Origin of the sequence: Undibacterium sp. SXout7W (genome assembly GCF_049339385.1) — a bacterium.
GTDB lineage: Bacteria > Pseudomonadota > Gammaproteobacteria > Burkholderiales > Burkholderiaceae_D > Undibacterium.
This window is the reverse complement of the sequence record NZ_JBMPPF010000003.1, coordinates 161491-178933: the sequence shown is the minus strand read 5'-3', so window position 1 is coordinate 178933 and position 17443 is coordinate 161491. Positions and strand designations below refer to the sequence as shown.

At 49.8% G+C, this 17443-nt stretch carries 16 protein-coding genes; 15 read left to right on the top strand and 1 reads right to left on the bottom strand.

The window, feature by feature from the left end:
* Positions 1-66: 66 nt before the first annotated feature.
* The 12 genes from leuS (at position 67) to ACO0LB_RS04700 (ending at position 14531) form a co-directional block, all read left to right on the top strand.
* A complete protein-coding gene (gene leuS / locus ACO0LB_RS04755) occupies positions 67-2712 on the top strand; it encodes a leucine--tRNA ligase (protein ID WP_423047009.1) in 2646 nt (881 codons plus the stop codon).
* 24 nt (positions 2713-2736) lie between these two features.
* The gene (lptE, locus tag ACO0LB_RS04750; RefSeq protein ID WP_423047007.1) at positions 2737-3246 is read left to right on the top strand and encodes an LPS assembly lipoprotein LptE; all 510 of its coding nucleotides are present in this window, start codon (positions 2737-2739) and stop codon (positions 3244-3246) included.
* Positions 3247-4278 (top strand): DNA polymerase III subunit delta, encoded by a 1032-nt coding sequence (holA, locus tag ACO0LB_RS04745; protein WP_423047005.1) that lies wholly within the window; start codon positions 3247-3249, stop codon positions 4276-4278.
* A gap of 235 nt (positions 4279-4513) precedes the next feature.
* A complete protein-coding gene (locus ACO0LB_RS04740; protein ID WP_423047192.1) occupies positions 4514-5779 on the top strand; it encodes a glutamate-5-semialdehyde dehydrogenase in 1266 nt (421 codons plus the stop codon).
* A gap of 45 nt (positions 5780-5824) precedes the next feature.
* Positions 5825-6247 (top strand): CopD family protein, encoded by a 423-nt coding sequence (locus ACO0LB_RS04735; RefSeq protein ID WP_423047003.1) that lies wholly within the window; start codon positions 5825-5827, stop codon positions 6245-6247.
* A gap of 104 nt (positions 6248-6351) precedes the next feature.
* Positions 6352-7572, top strand: a complete 1221-nt coding sequence (locus tag ACO0LB_RS04730; RefSeq protein WP_423047001.1) for a THUMP domain-containing class I SAM-dependent RNA methyltransferase — start codon at positions 6352-6354, stop codon at positions 7570-7572.
* A 98-nt stretch (positions 7573-7670) separates the two neighbouring features.
* Positions 7671-9152: an NAD-dependent succinate-semialdehyde dehydrogenase gene (locus ACO0LB_RS04725; protein ID WP_423046999.1), complete on the top strand. Its 1482-nt coding sequence runs from the start codon at positions 7671-7673 to the stop codon at positions 9150-9152.
* Positions 9153-9412: 260 nt separating this feature from the next.
* A complete protein-coding gene (locus ACO0LB_RS04720; RefSeq protein ID WP_423046997.1) occupies positions 9413-10648 on the top strand; it encodes a multidrug effflux MFS transporter in 1236 nt (411 codons plus the stop codon).
* A gap of 374 nt (positions 10649-11022) precedes the next feature.
* Positions 11023-12099 carry a porin gene (locus ACO0LB_RS04715; RefSeq protein ID WP_423046995.1) on the top strand — a complete coding sequence of 359 codons (1077 nt, stop codon included), beginning with the start codon at positions 11023-11025 and terminating at the stop codon, positions 12097-12099.
* 244 nt (positions 12100-12343) lie between these two features.
* Positions 12344-12772 carry a hypothetical protein gene (locus ACO0LB_RS04710; RefSeq protein WP_423046994.1) on the top strand — a complete coding sequence of 143 codons (429 nt, stop codon included), beginning with the start codon at positions 12344-12346 and terminating at the stop codon, positions 12770-12772.
* A 26-nt stretch (positions 12773-12798) separates the two neighbouring features.
* On the top strand, positions 12799-13755 hold the full coding sequence (locus ACO0LB_RS04705) for a homoserine kinase (RefSeq protein ID WP_423046992.1): 957 nt from the start codon (positions 12799-12801) through the stop codon (positions 13753-13755).
* Positions 13755-14531 carry a BPSS1780 family membrane protein gene (locus ACO0LB_RS04700; protein WP_423046990.1) on the top strand — a complete coding sequence of 259 codons (777 nt, stop codon included), beginning with the start codon at positions 13755-13757 and terminating at the stop codon, positions 14529-14531. The genes ACO0LB_RS04705 and ACO0LB_RS04700 overlap by 1 nt, the downstream gene beginning before the upstream one ends.
* Here ACO0LB_RS04700 and ACO0LB_RS04695 read toward each other — a convergent pair.
* Positions 14519-14974: an OsmC family protein gene (locus tag ACO0LB_RS04695; RefSeq protein ID WP_423046988.1), complete on the bottom strand. Its 456-nt coding sequence runs from the start codon at positions 14972-14974 to the stop codon at positions 14519-14521. The genes ACO0LB_RS04700 and ACO0LB_RS04695 overlap by 13 nt on opposite strands.
* Before the next feature lie 415 nt (positions 14975-15389).
* On the opposite strand from ACO0LB_RS04695, the gene rplM reads away from it, so the two are divergent.
* From rplM to argC, 3 genes are all read left to right on the top strand, one after another.
* Positions 15390-15818 carry a 50S ribosomal protein L13 gene (gene rplM, locus ACO0LB_RS04690; protein WP_423046986.1) on the top strand — a complete coding sequence of 143 codons (429 nt, stop codon included), beginning with the start codon at positions 15390-15392 and terminating at the stop codon, positions 15816-15818.
* Positions 15819-15827: 9 nt separating this feature from the next.
* Positions 15828-16220, top strand: a complete 393-nt coding sequence (gene rpsI, locus ACO0LB_RS04685; protein WP_162039944.1) for a 30S ribosomal protein S9 — start codon at positions 15828-15830, stop codon at positions 16218-16220.
* A gap of 141 nt (positions 16221-16361) precedes the next feature.
* A complete protein-coding gene (argC, locus tag ACO0LB_RS04680) occupies positions 16362-17399 on the top strand; it encodes an N-acetyl-gamma-glutamyl-phosphate reductase (RefSeq protein WP_423046984.1) in 1038 nt (345 codons plus the stop codon).
* Positions 17400-17443 lie beyond the last annotated feature (44 nt).

The following is a 17443-nucleotide window of genomic DNA, read 5'->3' as shown; positions in this document are numbered from 1 at the left end:
TATCACCCCTGAACCAGTTATAATCTAAGGTTCTGAGTCATTCCCGCATCTACTTCTGGTCACGTCATGCAAGAAAAATACACGCCCTCCGACGTCGAGCAATCGGCGCAATCCCATTGGAAAAAAATCGACGCCTATAAGGCCGTAGAAAATAATCCACGTTTCCCTAAAGGCAAGTACTACGCCTGCTCCATGCTGCCTTATCCTTCCGGTAAGCTGCACATGGGCCATGTGCGTAACTACACCATCAACGACATGCTGGCCCGCCAGCTGCGTATGAAGGGTTACAACGTGTTGATGCCTATGGGCTGGGATGCGTTTGGTCTGCCCGCCGAAAATGCCGCGATTGCATATAAAAAATCACCGGCAGAGTGGACTTACGCGAATATCGAAGACATGAAGTCGCAGATGGAACCGCTGGGGCTGGCATTCGACTGGTCGCGTGAAGTGGCGACCTGCGATCCCGATTACTACCGTTGGAACCAGTGGCTGTTCCTGAAGATGCTGGAAAAAGGCATCGCTTACAAAAAGACGCAGGTTGTGAACTGGGATCCGATTGATCAGACCGTGCTGGCGAATGAGCAGGTGATTGATGGTCGCGGCTGGCGCTCTGGAGCGCTGGTGGAAAAACGTGAAATCCCCGGTTACTACTTCGGCATTACCCAATACGCCGAGGAATTGCTGAGCAGTATTGATACGCTTGATGGCTGGCCTGAACAAGTGCGCACTATGCAGCGTAACTGGATAGGCAAAAGCGAAGGCGTGCGCTTTGCGTTCAGTCACGAGATCAAAGACGACACCGGTGCGTTGGTACAAGACGGCAAAATGTATGTCTTTACGACTCGTCCTGACACCATCATGGGCGTGACGTTCTGCGCCGTGGCGGCGGAGCATCCGCTGGCGACTGTTGCTGCAAAAAATAATGCGAAACTGGCAGCGTTCATCGAAGAATGCAAAGCCGGTGGCACGACCGAAGCCGAAATGGCGACCAAGGAAAAAGAAGGTTTGCCAACGGGCTTATTCGTCACGCATCCGCTGACCGGTGAGCAAGTCGAAGTCTGGGTCGGCAATTATGTGCTGATGACTTATGGCGACGGCGCTGTGATGGGCGTACCTGCACATGACGAACGCGATTTTGCTTTTGCTAAAAAATACGGCATCACGATTAAACAAGTCGTTGCGGTGGAAGGTGAAACGTTTACGACGGATGCCTGGGCTGAGTCTTACGGTGATAAGCAACGCGGCGTGATGATTAATTCCGGCAAATACGATGGTTTGAATTTTAAAACAGCCGTCGATGCCGTTGCCGCTGATCTGGCCGCGAAGCAACTGGGCGAGAAAAAAACCACCTGGCGTCTGCGTGACTGGGGCATTTCGCGTCAACGTTACTGGGGCACGCCGATTCCTATCATTCATTGCGAATGCTGCGGTGATGTACCTGTGCCTTACGAGGATTTGCCGGTGGTATTGCCAACCGAATGTATTCCTGATGGTTCCGGTAATCCGCTGAAAACGCATGCAGCGTTCCTGAATGTGCCTTGCCCTAAATGCGGCAAGCCAGCGCAGCGTGAAACCGACACCATGGATACCTTCGTCGATTCCAGCTGGTATTTCATGCGTTATACCTGCCCGGATGCGACGACGATGGTCGATGAACGCAATGATTACTGGATGAGTCCTAAGGGAATGGATCAGTATATCGGCGGCGTTGAACATGCAGTATTGCATTTGCTCTACGCCCGTTTCTGGACCAAAGCGATGCGCGATATGGGTCTGGTCAAGATTGACGAGCCATTCAAAAATCTGTTCACGCAAGGCATGTTGCTGAACGAATCGTTCTACCGCGAAGATGCCAGTGGCAAGAAGACCTGGTTCTATCCGAATGAAATCGAAGTCCAGCACGATGACAAAGGCCGTCCGGTATCGGCGAGTCTGAAGTCTGATGGTCAGCCTGTACAGATGGGCGGCATAGAAAAAATGTCGAAATCCAAAAACAACGTGGTTGAGCCAAAAGACATCATCACCCAGTTCGGTGCTGATACGGCGCGTCTGTTCACGATGTTTGCAGGCCCTCCGGATCAAAGTGCGGCCTGGAGCAGCAGCGGTGTTGAAGGTGCCTCGCGTTACCTGCGCCGCTTGTGGGCATCGGCATTGAAATTGTCTGCGACGATTGCCACTGGCGCTGCTAGTGTTGCTGCACCGGCGAATTACGCGGCGGATGTGAAGGTATTGCGCCGTGAAGTGCATCTGACACTCAAGCAGATTGATGCCGATTACGATCGCCTGCAATACAACACCGTGGTCTCCGGTGCGATGAAGTTGCTCAACACGATAGAGTCATTCAAATCGGAAGCGGAAGGCTCGGCTGCAGCATTGCGTGAAGCGTTCAGCGTTTTGTTGCGCGGCCTGTATCCGGTTTGCCCGCACATCACGCATGCGCTGTGGCAAGAACTTGGCTTTGCCGCCGAGCTTGGCGAGCTGATTGATGCGCCATGGCCGCAGGTCGATGAAGCAGCACTGGTGCAGGATGAAATCGAACTGATGGTGCAGGTGAACGGCAAACTGCGCGGCAGCATCAAGGTCAGTAAAGATGCGGATAAAGCCACGATAGAAGCCACCGCACTGGCCAGCGAAAGCGTGCAGCGTTTCATCGAAGGTGCGCCGAAGAAAATTATTGTTGTACCGGGTAAACTGGTCAATATCGTCGCCTGATCAAGAAGTAAAAGGAGAAACTGCATGCGTTCATGGATCACTCACCGAAAAACCTGCTTGCTGGCGTTGTTGGCGATGATGACGTTGTCTGCATGCGGTTTCGCTTTGCGCGGACCAGTCAGTTTTCCGTTTCATAGCATCTATATTGGCTTGCCGGATGCGTCTCCGCTGGGTGGTGAACTCAAGCGCCAGATCCGTGCCAACGGTCAGACGCAGATTGCCAGCGATGCCAAAGATGCAGAAGTGATTCTGGATGTACTCAGTGAAGCGCGTGAAAAACAGATTCTGTCGCTCAACAGTCAGGGGCGTGTCCGTGAATACAGCCTGTTGTACCGGTTTAATTTTCGCTTGCGCAGTGCCGAAGGCAAGGAATTTATGGAGCCAGTCACGATACAGCTGAAACGTACCATCACCTTCAATGAGTCGCAGGTGCTGGCGAAGGAAGCTGAAGAAGCCTTACTGTATCGCGATATGCAGACCGATCTGGTGCAGCAGGTGATGCGCCGCCTGTCAGTTGTGAAGATGGATCAATAAATGCAGTTGCGCTTTGATGCCCTTGACGGCCATCTGGCGAAAACGCTGGCGCCGCTGTATGTGGTGACCAGCGATGAACATCTGCTGGCGCTGGAAGCCGCGGATAAAATTCGTCGTGCGGCCAAAGCGCAGGGGTTTTTCGAACGTGAAATTCTGACGGTAGAGCGCAGCTTCAAATGGGGTGCGCTGCTGGCGGCAAATCAGTCGCAATCGCTGTTCGGCGATAAAAAACTGATTGATCTGCGTATTCCGACTGGCAAGCCGGGCAAGGATGGTGGTCAGGCCTTGCAGGATTATGTTACGCATTTATCGCCTGATAACCTGACGCTGATTACCCTGCCCAAGCTTGATTGGGCAACGCAAAAAGCCGCCTGGGTCAATAGTCTGCAACAGGCGGCGGTGTATATTGATATTCCTCTGGTAGAGCGCCATCATTTGCCGAACTGGATCAGCCAGCGGCTCGCCTTGCAGCAACAAAGCGCAGACCGTCAGAGTCTGGAATTTATCGCTGAACGCGTGGAAGGCAATTTGCTGGCTGCGCATCAGGAAATCCAGAAACTGGCTTTATTGCATCCGGTGGGTAAGCTCAGTTTTGAACAAATCCATGATGCGGTGTTGAATGTGGCACGCTACGATGTCTTCAAACTCAATGAAGCCATGCTGGCAGGCGACGTGAAGCGTTTATCGCGGATGCTCAATGGGCTCAAAGGCGAAGGCGAAGCGTTACCGCTGGTGCTGTGGGCGATGGCAGAAGAAATTCGTACCCTGCTGAAGCTGAAAGCGGGCATGAATCAGGGGCGGCCATTATCCGCCTTGCTAAAAGAGTATCGTATCTGGGGGCCGCGAGAGAAACTCATGAGTCCTGCGCTCAACCGCGTCAGCCAGCAGACTTTGCAGACTGCGCTGCAAGAAGCTGCACAAGTCGATAAGATGGTCAAAGGTTTGCGTGCCCCAGCATTTGCAGGCGATGCGTGGGATGCGTTGTTGCAATTGGGTCTGAAAGTCGCGGCAACGACTGCTTTACGTCGCTGATATGCTGGCATGAGCTGACATCATTTGCCGGCATTTGCGATGTTCTGAAGCGATCAACTGCGCATGAACACGAATGTGTCGCGCTCTCCTGATCAAAAAACAGGGGAGTATCAGTAAAATCTGCTTGTTTCCCGCCATAGAATAAGGCGGCTTTAAAAATACACGGGGGAGTATATTTGCACCTAATTTGCATCTATATTCCCGGTATGGAAAGTGATAGTGAATCATGACGACGATGAACATGAAACAATACATGAGTGATCTTGGCGCCCGCGCCCGCGTTGCTTCGCGTGCGATGGCAAAAGCCAATACCGCAGCAAAAAACAAAGCGCTCAGTCTGATCGCAGCGGCCATCCGGCGCGATGCAGCAGCCTTGCGCGCTGCCAACGAACTCGATCTGGCGGCTGCGCAAGCCGCTGGTATGGAAGCCGCGATGCTCGATAGGCTGACTTTGTCAGATAAGGCAATTGCCACGATGGCCGAAGGTCTGGAGCAGATCGTCAGCCTGGCCGATCCTATCGGTGAAATCTCGAATATGAAGTATCGCCCGACCGGCATACAAGTCGGGCAGATGCGTGTGCCGCTCGGCGTGATCGGTATTATTTACGAAGCGCGTCCGAATGTGACAGTCGATGCGGCGGGTCTGTGCATCAAGAGCGGCAATGCGACGATACTGCGCGGCGGCTCGGAAGCAATTCACTGCAATCAGGCATTGGCAAAATTGGTCAAGGAAGGGCTGGCTGGTGCCGGCTTACCTGCTGATGCAGTGCAGATCGTCGAGACCACTGACCGCGCTGCGGTTGGCGAGCTGATCACCATGCCGCAGTATGTGGATGTGATTGTGCCGCGCGGTGGCAAAGGGCTGATTGCCCGCCTGATGCAGGAAGCGACTGTGCCGATGATCAAGCATCTCGATGGCATCTGCCACGTCTATATCGACGACAAAGCCGATCTGCAAAAAGCACTGGATGTGGCGTTCAATGCCAAATGTCATCGCTATGGCACCTGCAATACGATGGAAACACTGCTGGTCGCGCAGGGTATCGCGGCGCAGGTGTTGCCGCCCCTTGCTGCGTTGTACGAAACCAGGCAGGTCGAGCTGCGCTGCGATCCTGCAGCGGCAGCAATTTTGTCCGGCTATCCTCATCTTGCCGCCGCAACGGAAGAAGACTGGAGCACCGAGTATCTGGCACCGATACTGGCCGTCAAAGTGGTCAGCGACATGGATGAGGCGATCAACCATATCAATGATTACTCTTCCAAACATACAGAATCGATCATCACCGAAGATTACACGCGGGCCATGCGATTCCTGCGCGAAGTAGACTCCGCATCCGTGATGGTGAACGCCTCCACACGGTTTGCGGATGGCTTTGAATATGGCTTAGGTGCTGAAATCGGTATTTCAAATGACAAACTGCATGCCCGCGGCCCGGTTGGTCTGGAAGGGCTGACTTCGATGAAATATGTTGTGTTTGGTCACGGCGAAGTCCGTCAATAAGATAGAAAGTTCGTTGAACCTTCATTGAAATGAGGAAAGTGAGCCATGCTCTGGATTAAAGCGTTTCATATACTCTTCGTGACTTCCTGGTTTGCCGGTTTGTTTTACCTGCCGCGTATTTTCGTCAATCTGGCGATGGAAACCGAGATCGCCACGACCGAGCGCTTGCTGCTGATGGCACGCAAACTCTATCGTTTCATGACGATACTGATGCTGCCCGCCATTGTGCTTGGCGGTATTTTATGGCTGGGTTATGGCATCGGCAAAGGACCCGGCAATGGCTGGATGCATGCCAAACTTTTGTGCGTTGTGTTGCTGATCGGCTATCACCATGCCTGTGGCAGCATCTTGAAAAAATTTGAACAGGCGCGCAATCAGCGCAGCCACGTCTGGTTTCGCTGGTTCAATGAAGTACCAGTCATATTGCTGCTGGCTGTATTGATACTGGTCGTCGTCAAACCATTTTAATTGGCGACACGAGGGAGGCAACACCAGCGTGTTAGCGTCCCGGTTTCAGGGTGAGCAATGCTCGCCCTGTGTTTTTTTGAATGATCACGGATAAAAGGTACCCCATGACACGTCACTCTTATTTTTGCCCTTGCCCGCGCGGCCTGGAAATTGCACTTGCTGAAGAACTCGGCGAAATCGCTGCGATGGACAGCACCATGAGCGTCCATAATCAGGTTCCCGGCGGTGTGCATTGCTCCGGTAGCCTGCATGACGGCTGGCGCATCAACTTGCACTCTCGTATTGCTTCCCGCGTTCTGATGCGCATGGCGCATTCCAGCTATGCTAATGAAAACGATATTTATGATCTGACCCTCGAACAACCGTGGGAAGACTGGTTTGGCTATCATCACACCATACGCGTTGATGTCACAGCAGTGAAATCGCCGTTAAAGAGTCTGGATTTTGCGACCTTGAAGATCAAGGATGCGATCTGCGACCGCTTTCGTGACCAGTTCACGCAGCGTCCTTCGGTGAACACCAAAAATCCGGATATGCGTATCGTCGGTTTTCTGGATGCACGCAATTTCACCCTGTATCTCGATTTATCCGGCGAGCCTTTATTTAAACGTGGCTGGCGTCTGGAAACAGGCGATGCGCCGTTACGCGAAAACCTCGCTGCTGGCTTATTGCGTACTTCTGGCTGGAAACCAGGCGTACCGCTGTTCGATCCTATGTGCGGTTCCGGTACGATTCTGATCGAAGCTGCGCAGATTCTGGCAGGTATTCCTCCTGGTCTGAAGCGTGATTTTGCGTTTGAAAAAATGCATCAGTTCGATGAGGATGCATGGCATGCCATCATGGCCAAAGCGAAGCCGCATCCATTGCCGACAGAGCCGACGATTTTCGGTAGTGATATTTCCGGCGATATGATCGTCATGACCCGTAACAATCTGAATAAGGCGGGCATTCGTTTTGATGTTCCTCTGAAACAGATTGAGGCACAGGAAGTCAAAGCGCCGACGGCACAACCCGGCATTTTGCTGACCAATCCTCCTTACGGTGAACGTATTGGCGTGCGTGGTGACAGTACGCTGGAATCGGATGATCTGGCAAAAGAGTTTTTCAGTGCCTTCAGCACGACGCTCAAGCAACGTTTCGCTGGCTGGAGCGTTTTCCTGTTTACTGCTGATCTGACGTTGCCAAAAATGCTGCGTCTGAAAGAATCGCGTAAAACCCCGTTTTTTAATGGCGCACTGGAATGTCGTTTGTTCCGCTTTGACATGGTGGCCGGATTTAACCGTCGGGAAGAAGCAAAACCCAAAGATACTCCGGCACAGAACTAAGTTAAATTTATTCATGTGAAAAAACAGCCAGGTCAAAGCAGACTTGGCTGTTTTGCTTTAGGCTTCACGGTATTCGTCAATCAACAGGAGACTTAGTCATGTCGTCAGCACAGACAGCCACACCACTTCATTTAAAAGATGCCAGCTTGTTACGGGACGCAGCGTACATCAATGGCGCATGGGTGAGCGGAGAGCATCGCTTTGATGTCAATAATCCTTCGACTGGTCATGTGCTCGGCACCGTTCCCAACCTGACAACACAAGATGCAGCTGATGCAATTGCCGCAGCGCAAGCCGCTTTTCCTGCGTGGGCTGCAAAAACAGGCAAGGAGCGTGCGGCAATCATGCGCAAATGGTTTGATCTGCTGATCGCCAATGCCGATGATCTGGCTGCCATCATGACTGCTGAACAGGGCAAGCCACTGGCCGAAGCCAGAGGCGAAGTTATCTATGGCGCCAGTTTTATCGAGTGGTTTGCCGAAGAAGCCAAACGTGTTTCAGGTGATGTCATGGCATCCACCTGGACAGACAAACGGATGGTGGTGCTCAAACAGCCGATCGGTGTCTGCGCATCGATCACGCCGTGGAATTTTCCTATCGCCATGATTACCCGCAAAGTGGCTCCGGCGATTGCCGCAGGATGCTCCATCGTCATTAAACCCGCCGAACAAACACCATTTTCAGCACTCGCACTGGCAGAACTGGCACATCGTGCTGGCATTCCTGCAGGTGTGATGAATGTTCTGACTGCTGATTCTGAGCAGTCTATCCAGATAGGTAATGTCTTGTGTGACAGCCCTGTGGTGCGCCATTTGTCTTTCACAGGTTCAACGCCAGTCGGACGCATATTGATGCGCCAGTCTGCTCCGACCGTGAAAAAACTGGCGCTGGAACTCGGCGGGCACGCACCATTCATTGTATTTGACGATGCAGATATTGATGCCGCAGTTGAGGGAGCAATTGCCTCCAAATACCGTAATTCTGGCCAGACATGCGTGTGTACTAACCGCTTTTATGCCCACGAATCAGTATATGAGGAGTTTGTACGCAAACTGGCAATCGCCGCTCAGCAAATCAGGGTAGGGGATGGCTTTGCCAGCGGTATTCAACAAGGACCGATGATCGACGCACAGGCAATTGCAAAAGTGGAAGAGCATGTGGCAGATGCGTTGGCAAAAGGCGCGACCTTATGTGCCGGAGGCAAAACACACGACGCCGGTGTCTTATTTTATGAGCCCACAGTGCTGTCGAATGTGGATGCATCCATGCTCATCATGAATGAAGAAACCTTTGGCCCTGTGGCCGCAGTCGTCTCATTCCGCACCGAAGATGAGGTGTTGGCGGCGGCAAATAACACTGATTTCGGTCTGGCATCGTATTTTTATGCCCGCGACATTGGCCGTGTCTGGCGTGTTGCCGAAAAACTCGAATACGGTATGGTCGGCATCAATACTGGCTTGATTTCAAATGAAGTCGCTCCTTTTGGCGGTGTGAAACAGTCAGGCCTTGGGCGCGAAGGATCGAAATACGGTATCGACGAATATCTGGAAATGAAATACCTGTGCATGGGCGGTCTGTAATTTTTCGATCGCAGTTGGCAGGCTGGTACATCATGCGGTGAGGAGCAAGCCAATCATCACGTAATCACGATTGATTCGTTGATTTGCTCTATGCCGCAAGATGCCTGATATTGGACGCGTTTGCCAGCTATGTTTATCGGTTGTGTATTGGTCATGTATCGGCTTTATTTTTCAGCTGAGTTTAGCGACCAAATTTAGCAATCACATTACTGGCTTTGCTGTTGTTATTTACCCCAGGCGCTGCGGCGTCTTTCTCACTTATGTCATCTACTACAAAATTGTCCAATGCCGGATTGGCGACCCTTCTGGCCGGACTGGCCATGTTGGGGCCTTTTGCAATCGATACCTATTTGCCCGCTTTTCCGAACATTCAGGCAACGCTGCATGCAACGCCGCTGGAAGTGCAGCAGACATTGACGGCGTATATGCTGTCTTTTTCGGTAATGACGCTATGGCACGGCGCGCTATCTGACTCTTTCGGGCGCCGTAATGTCATTCTGGTATCGCTTGGCATCTTTGCGGTCGCCAGTTTTGGTTGTGCGTCTGTACACAGCATTCATTATTTGTGGGGCTTCCGGATTTTGCAGGGCGTATCGGCTGGTGCTGGGCTGGTGGTGGGACGAGCAATTATTCGCGATATGTATGCCGGCGCACCTGCTGAGCGTTTATTGTCGATGGTCACGATGATTTTTTCTATCGCTCCTGCTATTGCACCAATACTGGGCGGATGGGTCGTGAGCGCGTTTAGCTGGCGCATGATTTTTTTATTGTTGTTCGCTTATACCGTTCTCTTGTGGTGGGCATGCCTGAAGCGATTGCCAGAATCCTTGCCGGTCGAGCAAAGACAGCCCTTCAGTGCTGAATTTCTCTGGAGCAGCTATAAACGCATCTTGAAATCACCACTGTTTCATCTCAAGGCTGGTACGATTGCATTCAATTTCGCTGGACTATTCCTGTATGTGTCAGCCGCACCTGCATTTATCACCCAGCATTTAAAGCTCGGTCCTGATCAGTTCGGATGGCAGTTTGTTCCCTCGGTCGGTGGGATTTTCTTTGGAGCATTGGCCGCCAATCGACTGGCTGGCAATATATCGGTCTGGAAGCAGGTCAACATAGGCTTTGTTTTCTTATTGAGCGCCTCGATTTTTAATGTGACTTTCCATTTTTTCTCGCCACCGGTGTTGTTGTGGTCTGTTGCGCCGTTGTTTTTTTACACATTTGGAATGTCTCTTGTCGCGCCGGGAGCGACTCTGCTGGTGCTGGATTTGTTTCCGCATATTCGTGGCATTGTCGCCTCTTGCCAGTCTGCTACTGTCACTTTGCTTGGCGCCGTCATCGCCGGGACGGTCGCGCCTGCGCTGGATCACTCGGTATTAGCGTTGGCTTCAGGGCAACTTGCATGTGCAATCATCGCCGCTATACTGTGGTACACAGGCCGTATGTACTGGCGCTCCATGACCGCACAACATCAGAATGCCTGGGAAACGATAGGCTAGACGCAGATTAAGACGATGTGAAAAAAACGGTATAAGCATCGACAATGACATAAGATCACTGCGATATGCCTAAATTTTTGGTGCTCTGCACCATTTTGCAAAAGTGCTTATAATATGTCGCTCACCGTAGCCTCTAAATAATGAATTGATATAAGCATATAGCGATTGAATTATGTATTTCTGCCGCAACATTCGTTAGAGTCCGTGACGGCTTATTACTGATTTCATCAAGTTGTCACTTTCGGCAGGTATCGTGAAACTTGTCATTGGATCATTTTTTGATTCAAGGCTTTAAATTGACCTGCAATCCTGTTTTTGCGTTGCGTTTTTTGTACTGCAGCAAAAACTTAACATTCATTTTTGGATACTAAATAATGAAAAAATCATTCCTTGCGCTTGCTCTGATGGGTGCGTTCTCTGGCGCGGCTTTCGCTCAGTCTTCCGTTACCATCTACGGTATTGCAGATGTCGGCTTCCAAAGTCTGGACAACGGTACAGCAGCTGGTCGTTTCAATAAACTGCAAAGCGGTCAACAAAACGGTTCCCGTCTGGGCTTCAAGGGTACTGAAGATCTGGGTGGCGGTTTGAAAGCTAACTTCGTTCTGGAACAAGGCCTGAATCTCGATGACGGTTCTTCCGCTCAAGGTCGTACATTTGGTCGTCGTTCCACAGTTGGTCTGGCTGGCGACTTCGGTGCTGTTGATCTGGGTCGTGATAAAAGCCCGACATTCAAGTTCTTTGATGCGTATGATCCATTCGGTTCTGGCTACATCAACAGTGGTAATGGCCTGAGCAACCTGTACTTCATCGGTGGTTCTTCCACAGTTGCTGGTACAGCAGCTGGTAGCACTGGTCGTCCCAGCAATTCCATTTTCTACTACACACCAGGTAACCTGAATGGTTTCTCTGCTTCCGCACAATACGGTTTTGGCGAAGCAGCTGGCGATAACACAGCAGGCCGTTCTTTGGGCTTGAACCTGGGTTACACAGTTGGCGCGTTGAACGTTGGCTACAGCTTTGTAAAAGACAATGCACAAGCATTGGCAGCTGGTCCTATCAATGCTAAAAAAGCAAACACAGTTGCTGCTTCTTATGATTTCGGCGTAGCAAAACCAGTCTTTATCTATCAAAAAGTAGAAGACGAAGCAGCATTGGCTCTGGATCAGAAGATTTTCACATTGGGCGTAACAGCACCAATCGATGCTTCTAACCAAGTTATCGCTACATACACAAAAATCAAAGATTCCACACGTTTGTCTACTGCTAACCTGAGCACTGTTGGCGATGCTAAACAGTTCGCAATCGGTTACAGCTATTCATTCTCCAAGCGTACAAACTTGTACGCAGCATATGCAAACACAACACAAGACGCTAACTCTCAAAAAGCTGGCGCCGCTGTTAAGGGTGCAGACGTAAAAGAACTGACTTTCGGCGTTCGCCACCAGTTCTAATGATTGCCGGGCTTAGTGCCCGGTGAAATCATTTGTATAAAAATGGAGTAGCCGTGAGGCTTCTCCATTTTTTTATGACCTACAGTTACCATCTGCATCTGAAGTTTTATTTCTTTAGTTATCTTCCTAAATCCACAGAATTATTGATTTTCAGTTGGCGCGTGAGGATATTCCTGTCCGCTGATGCAGGGCTTTGCTACAATGCAAGGCTACCTAAGCTCATAAAGTTTTAATCATGAAAACGATGTCAAACTTTCCTCCTGTGTTATTCGCGCTGACTATGTTGGTTGCATCGGCAAGCAGTTTTGCGCAAGCGCCAGCAAAAGTCGATCCAGTACCGCCCAAGCTGGAAAAGCTGGAAGAAGGTCCACCTGAGCCTGCTTTGGGAATCAGCAAGCCTGAGCCTAGGAATAAGGTTAGCGAGAAGCGTAATAACGCTGGCAAAGTCACAGAAGTACAGGTGAAGTCGGGTAAGAGCAATTACACGGTCAAGGCAAATCCTGAAGTTGGCAATGCTCCCAAGGGAACTGTGCAAGGTGATGCTAATCGCGCCGCGCAATGGACTATATTAGAATTTGGCGGGAAAAAAGAAGGTAAAGAGGCTGAGCCCTTACCCGTTTTGCCACCTGCGCCAGCAAAAGCTGCTGCATCAGCCAGTTCTTCCGCAAAATAATTTTTGTATTTATCACATTTAATAACATGGCAGTTTTTACACCGGTAACACTGGACGATCTTACGTCCTGGATGCAGCAATTTCCGCTTGGAAAAGCACTTGCAATCAAAGGAATTGCTTCTGGAATTGAGAATAGTAATTTTTTTATTACGACAGAGACCGGTGAATACGTACTGACCATTTTTGAAAATCTGAATTTCCAACAATTGCCGTTTTACCTGAAATTAATGCGCCACCTGGCTGATCGTGGCGTGTTGGTACCAGCGCCTATCGCCAATGATCAGGGTGAGTTGGTAGTGGCTTTGCATGGCAAACCAGCCTCTGTGGTGACTAAGCTGGAAGGGGCATCGCAAATGTCACCACAGCCTGTGCATTGCGCAGAGGTCGGTAAAATGTTGGCAAGTATGCATTTAGCGGCACAAGACTTTACTATTCAACAGCCCAATTTACGTTCGCTGGACTGGTGGCATGAAACTACTCCGAAGGTATTGCCATTTTTAACCGATGAATTGCAGCATTTGTTGCGGGCAGAAGTACATTTTCAGGATGCCTTCGACAGTACGCCGATTTATCAGGCTTTGCCACGTGGCCCGGTTCATGCCGATTTGTTCCGTAACAATGTCATGTTCGACGGAGAAAAACTGACAGGGTTCTTTGATTTTTACTTTGCTGGCTGTGATACCTGGCTATTTGATGTTGCAGTCACCGTCAACGACTGGTGTATTGATATTGAAACTGGTGAGCTTGATTTGGCACGTGTTGACGCGATGCTCAACGCTTACCACTCTGTACGACCTTTTACGTCAGAAGAGCAGGTTGCATGGCAGCCAATGCTGCGTGCCGCAGCGTTGCGATTCTGGTTGTCCCGACTGTATGACTATTATCAGCCGCGTGATGCAGAGATGCTGACGCCACATGATCCTGGCCATTTTGAACGTATCCTGCGTTTGCGGGAATCTCGTCCTGTCCCAGCATTGCCATAATGACTACCGTGACTCCGAAAGAAGGTTGGCATTGGGTTAAGCGAGGATTTCAGTTATTTCGGAAACAACCTGCTGATATTCTGACCTTATTTTTCCTGTATATGTTTGTGAATATGGGAATTGGCTTGATCCCATTTGCGGGACAGTTTTTGCCTTTTATTCTGATTCCTGTCTTTGCGATGAGTTTTATGCAGGCATGTCGCCAGCTTGATGCTGGTCAGCGGGCATATCCGAATGTGCTGTTGTCCGGATTCCGTTCGCGGGCATTGCATCGTTTAGTAGGTTTGGGTGTGTTGTATCTGATTGCCGCAACGCTGGCAATTTTTGCATCCAATTTGGTTGATGATGGTGCGTTCTGGGAGTTTGTCACTAGTCAGAAACCTGTTGACGACAATAGTTTGCCTGAGTCTGGCTTGTTTTTGGGGATGTTATTCTCAGGACTGATGTATCTGCCCGCATTGATGGGGTTTTGGTTTGCGGCACCGCTGATTACCTGGGGTGATATGTCCGTTGGCAAGGCGATTTTTTATAGTTTCTTTTCTGTTTATCGTGCCGGAAAAGCGTTTCTTGTTTACGGTATCTCGTGGCTCTGCATAGGCGTGATCATACCGACGATCATTAGTCTGTTGTTGGCAATTATTGCTGGAAAGGCCATTGTCGTTGTATTGGCGATGATGCCAGTGTCGGCGATTCTGACTGCCGTTATGTATTGTTCGTTTTATCCGACTTACACAGATCTTTTTGGTAAGCCGGATAAGATTGATCAGCTTGCCTGATCGTGTTCAGATGCGAGACTGAGATCATCAATGATTTCGTAGGTATGCGTCATTGAAGCAGTTTTTTCCAGCATGATAGAGGCTGAGCAGTATTTTTCGTGCGATAACTTGATGGCACGTTCTACCAAGTTCGGTTTTAAATTACGTCCGCGAACGATGAAGTGAAAATTGATTTTCGTGAATACCTTGGGCTCCGTCTCTGCGCGTTCTGCACTGAGTTTGACCTCGCAACCACGAATATCCTGTTTGCTTTTACGTAAAATCAGTACAACATCGTAAGCCGAGCAGCCGCCTGTCCCCAGTAATACCATTTCCATCGGACGAGGCGCCAGATTGCGCCCACCTCCATCAGGCGCGCCATCCATTAGCACCGCATGACCAGAGCCTGTTTCGGCCAAAAATGACATGCCCGATAATCCTGTCCAGCGTACCGTTGCTTCCATTGTTACTCCCTAAAAAAATAATAGTGACATGTGCAAGATTGTAGCGCATCAGCTAAAAATCGGCGTTTTGACAGGAATTTAAGAAATTATCTTGCACTGCACCATTTCTTATCCTAATATTGACTCGTCGGTTAGTTATTGATGGTGTTTCATCATATTAACCAAGCAGTTTGTCTCCTCCACCTACTCCTTTGGTGGATTCAACCCGAAGCCAGTCTTCGGGTTTTTTTTGTTCAAACAAGAATCGTTTGCTCAAAAATTAAACAGTTCTTGCACTAAGTCTTTGAAAATACTATAATTTCCGACTCCCTATCAGCCCAACAGGGAAGTTACAAGGCAGAGTCTGTCATATTTACTGACAGAACCACCAAAGAACACAGATTACTGGGCGTTTTTAACTCTTTTAGGATTCAACATGAAAACCTTTTCCGCTAAGGGCCATGAGGTTCAGCGCGACTGGTTCGTGATTGACGCGACAGATAAAGTACTCGGACGTGTTGCCAGCGAAGTGGCACTCCGTTTACGCGGCAAACATAAACCAGAATTTACACCACACGTAGACACAGGCGATTTTATCGTTGTTGTCAATGCAGGCAAACTGCGCGTGACAGGCACTAAAGCTCTGAACAAAACATACTACCGTCACACTGGTTACCCAGGCGGTATCTATGAAACAAATTTCACGAAAATGCAACAGCGTTTTCCAGGTCGTGCACTCGAGAAAGCAGTTAAAGGCATGTTGCCTAAAGGCCCTCTCGGCTATGCAATGATCAAGAAGCTGAAAGTATATGCAGATGCAACACATCCGCACACAGCTCAGCAACCACAAGTACTCGACATCTAAGGATTAGCCATGATCGGTAATTACAACTACGGAACTGGCCGTCGCAAGAGCGCAGTTGCTCGTGTATTCCTGAAATCCGGCAGCGGCAAGATCGTTGTCAACGGCAAACCAGCTAACGAATATTTCTCTCGTGAAACTGGCCTGATGGTTATCCGTCAACCTCTGGAACTGACTAACAATCTCGAAACATTCGACATTATGGTTAACGTTCACGGCGGCGGTGAATCCGGCCAATCCGGTGCAGTTCGTCACGGTATCACTCGTGCGCTGATCGACTACGATGCAACTTTGAAATCTGAATTGTCCAAAGCTGGTTTCGTTACTCGTGATGCTCGTGAAGTTGAACGTAAAAAAGTTGGTCTGCGCAAAGCACGTCGCGCAAAACAATTCTCCAAGCGTTAATTCATTTTCGCTGGAACAAAAAGCCGCCTGGATGGGCGGCTTTTTTATTGCCTGCTGGATATGTAACGAGTTTTATATGAATCCTCTTGTAAGATTCGAGTGCTGTTAAAATGAGAACTAAATTTCTTGCAAGGAACGATCATGATTAAAGTTGGTATTGTTGGCGGAACGGGTTACACAGGGGTGGAACTGTTACGCATATTGGCAACGCATCCTCATGTGCAATTAACGGCAATTACTTCCAGGAAGGAAGACGGGTTGCCGGTGGCGGAGATGTATCCATCTTTGCGCGGACGCGTAGACATTGCTTTTTCATCACCGGATAAAGCCCAATTGACGGAATGCGATGTCGTTTTCTTTGCGACGCCACATGGTGTCGCGATGGCGCAGGCACCTGAATTGCTTGCCGCTGGTGTGAAGGTGATTGATCTGGCGGCTGATTTCCGTATGAAAGACGTTGCACAGTTTGAAAAATGGTATGGAATTCCACATACCTGTACGCACGTGTTGGAAGAGGCTGTCTATGGTTTACCTGAACTGAACCGTGCTGCGATCCGGGATGCGCGTGTCGTTGGTAATCCAGGATGTTATCCGACGACAATGCAACTGGGATTTCACCCCTTGCTCAAAGCCGGAGTGGTAGATGCTGGCAATTTGATTGCTGATTGCAAATCCGGTGTTTCTGGCGCTGGACGCAAGGCAGAAATAGGGATTTTATTCTCAGAATCCAGCGATACATTTAAGGCCTATGCTGTTTCTGGGCATCGTCATACGCCTGAAACGGTGGAGCAATTGCAAAAAATGACAGATCAGACTGTCGATTTGCTGTTTACGCCTCATTTGGTACCGATGATACGCGGTATGCACTCTACTTTGTATGCACGTTTGACGCAGGATATCAGCAATGAAGCTTTGCAAGCATTGTTTGAAGATGCTTATAAAGACGAAACTTTTGTAGATGTGTTGCCATTCGGTTCTCATCCAGAGACGCGTTCTACACGCGCGTCGAATATGCTGCGCCTGGCCTTGCATCGTCCCGGCAATGGTAAGACGGTGGTTGTCTTAGTTGTTCAGGATAATCTGGTGAAAGGGGCATCTGGACAGGCGGTTCAGTGTATGAATCTGATGTTTGGTCTGGACGAAACCACAGGGCTGATGCACGTGCCAGTGTTGCCGTAAGCTGATGCCAAAATCACGTTTCTGGGGGAGGCGTCATCTCGCCT

Excerpts from the sequence above, each read along its gene's own strand:
- leuS (WP_423047009.1), top strand. The coding sequence starts at position 67 with ATGCAAGAAAAATACACGCCCTCCGACGTCGAGCAATCGGCGCAATCC.
- lptE (WP_423047007.1), top strand. The coding sequence starts at position 2,737 with ATGCGTTCATGGATCACTCACCGAAAAACCTGCTTGCTGGCGTTGTTG.
- holA (WP_423047005.1), top strand. The coding sequence starts at position 3,247 with ATGCAGTTGCGCTTTGATGCCCTTGACGGCCATCTGGCGAAAACGCTG.
- ACO0LB_RS04740 (WP_423047192.1), top strand. The coding sequence starts at position 4,514 with ATGAACATGAAACAATACATGAGTGATCTTGGCGCCCGCGCCCGCGTT.
- ACO0LB_RS04735 (WP_423047003.1), top strand. The coding sequence starts at position 5,825 with ATGCTCTGGATTAAAGCGTTTCATATACTCTTCGTGACTTCCTGGTTT.
- ACO0LB_RS04730 (WP_423047001.1), top strand. The coding sequence starts at position 6,352 with ATGACACGTCACTCTTATTTTTGCCCTTGCCCGCGCGGCCTGGAAATT.
- ACO0LB_RS04725 (WP_423046999.1), top strand. The coding sequence starts at position 7,671 with ATGTCGTCAGCACAGACAGCCACACCACTTCATTTAAAAGATGCCAGC.
- ACO0LB_RS04720 (WP_423046997.1), top strand. The coding sequence starts at position 9,413 with ATGTCATCTACTACAAAATTGTCCAATGCCGGATTGGCGACCCTTCTG.
- ACO0LB_RS04715 (WP_423046995.1), top strand. The coding sequence starts at position 11,023 with ATGAAAAAATCATTCCTTGCGCTTGCTCTGATGGGTGCGTTCTCTGGC.
- ACO0LB_RS04710 (WP_423046994.1), top strand. The coding sequence starts at position 12,344 with ATGTCAAACTTTCCTCCTGTGTTATTCGCGCTGACTATGTTGGTTGCA.
- ACO0LB_RS04705 (WP_423046992.1), top strand. The coding sequence starts at position 12,799 with ATGGCAGTTTTTACACCGGTAACACTGGACGATCTTACGTCCTGGATG.
- ACO0LB_RS04700 (WP_423046990.1), top strand. The coding sequence starts at position 13,755 with ATGACTACCGTGACTCCGAAAGAAGGTTGGCATTGGGTTAAGCGAGGA.
- ACO0LB_RS04695 (WP_423046988.1), bottom strand. The coding sequence starts at position 14,974 with ATGGAAGCAACGGTACGCTGGACAGGATTATCGGGCATGTCATTTTTG.
- rplM (WP_423046986.1), top strand. The coding sequence starts at position 15,390 with ATGAAAACCTTTTCCGCTAAGGGCCATGAGGTTCAGCGCGACTGGTTC.
- rpsI (WP_162039944.1), top strand. The coding sequence starts at position 15,828 with ATGATCGGTAATTACAACTACGGAACTGGCCGTCGCAAGAGCGCAGTT.
- argC (WP_423046984.1), top strand. The coding sequence starts at position 16,362 with ATGATTAAAGTTGGTATTGTTGGCGGAACGGGTTACACAGGGGTGGAA.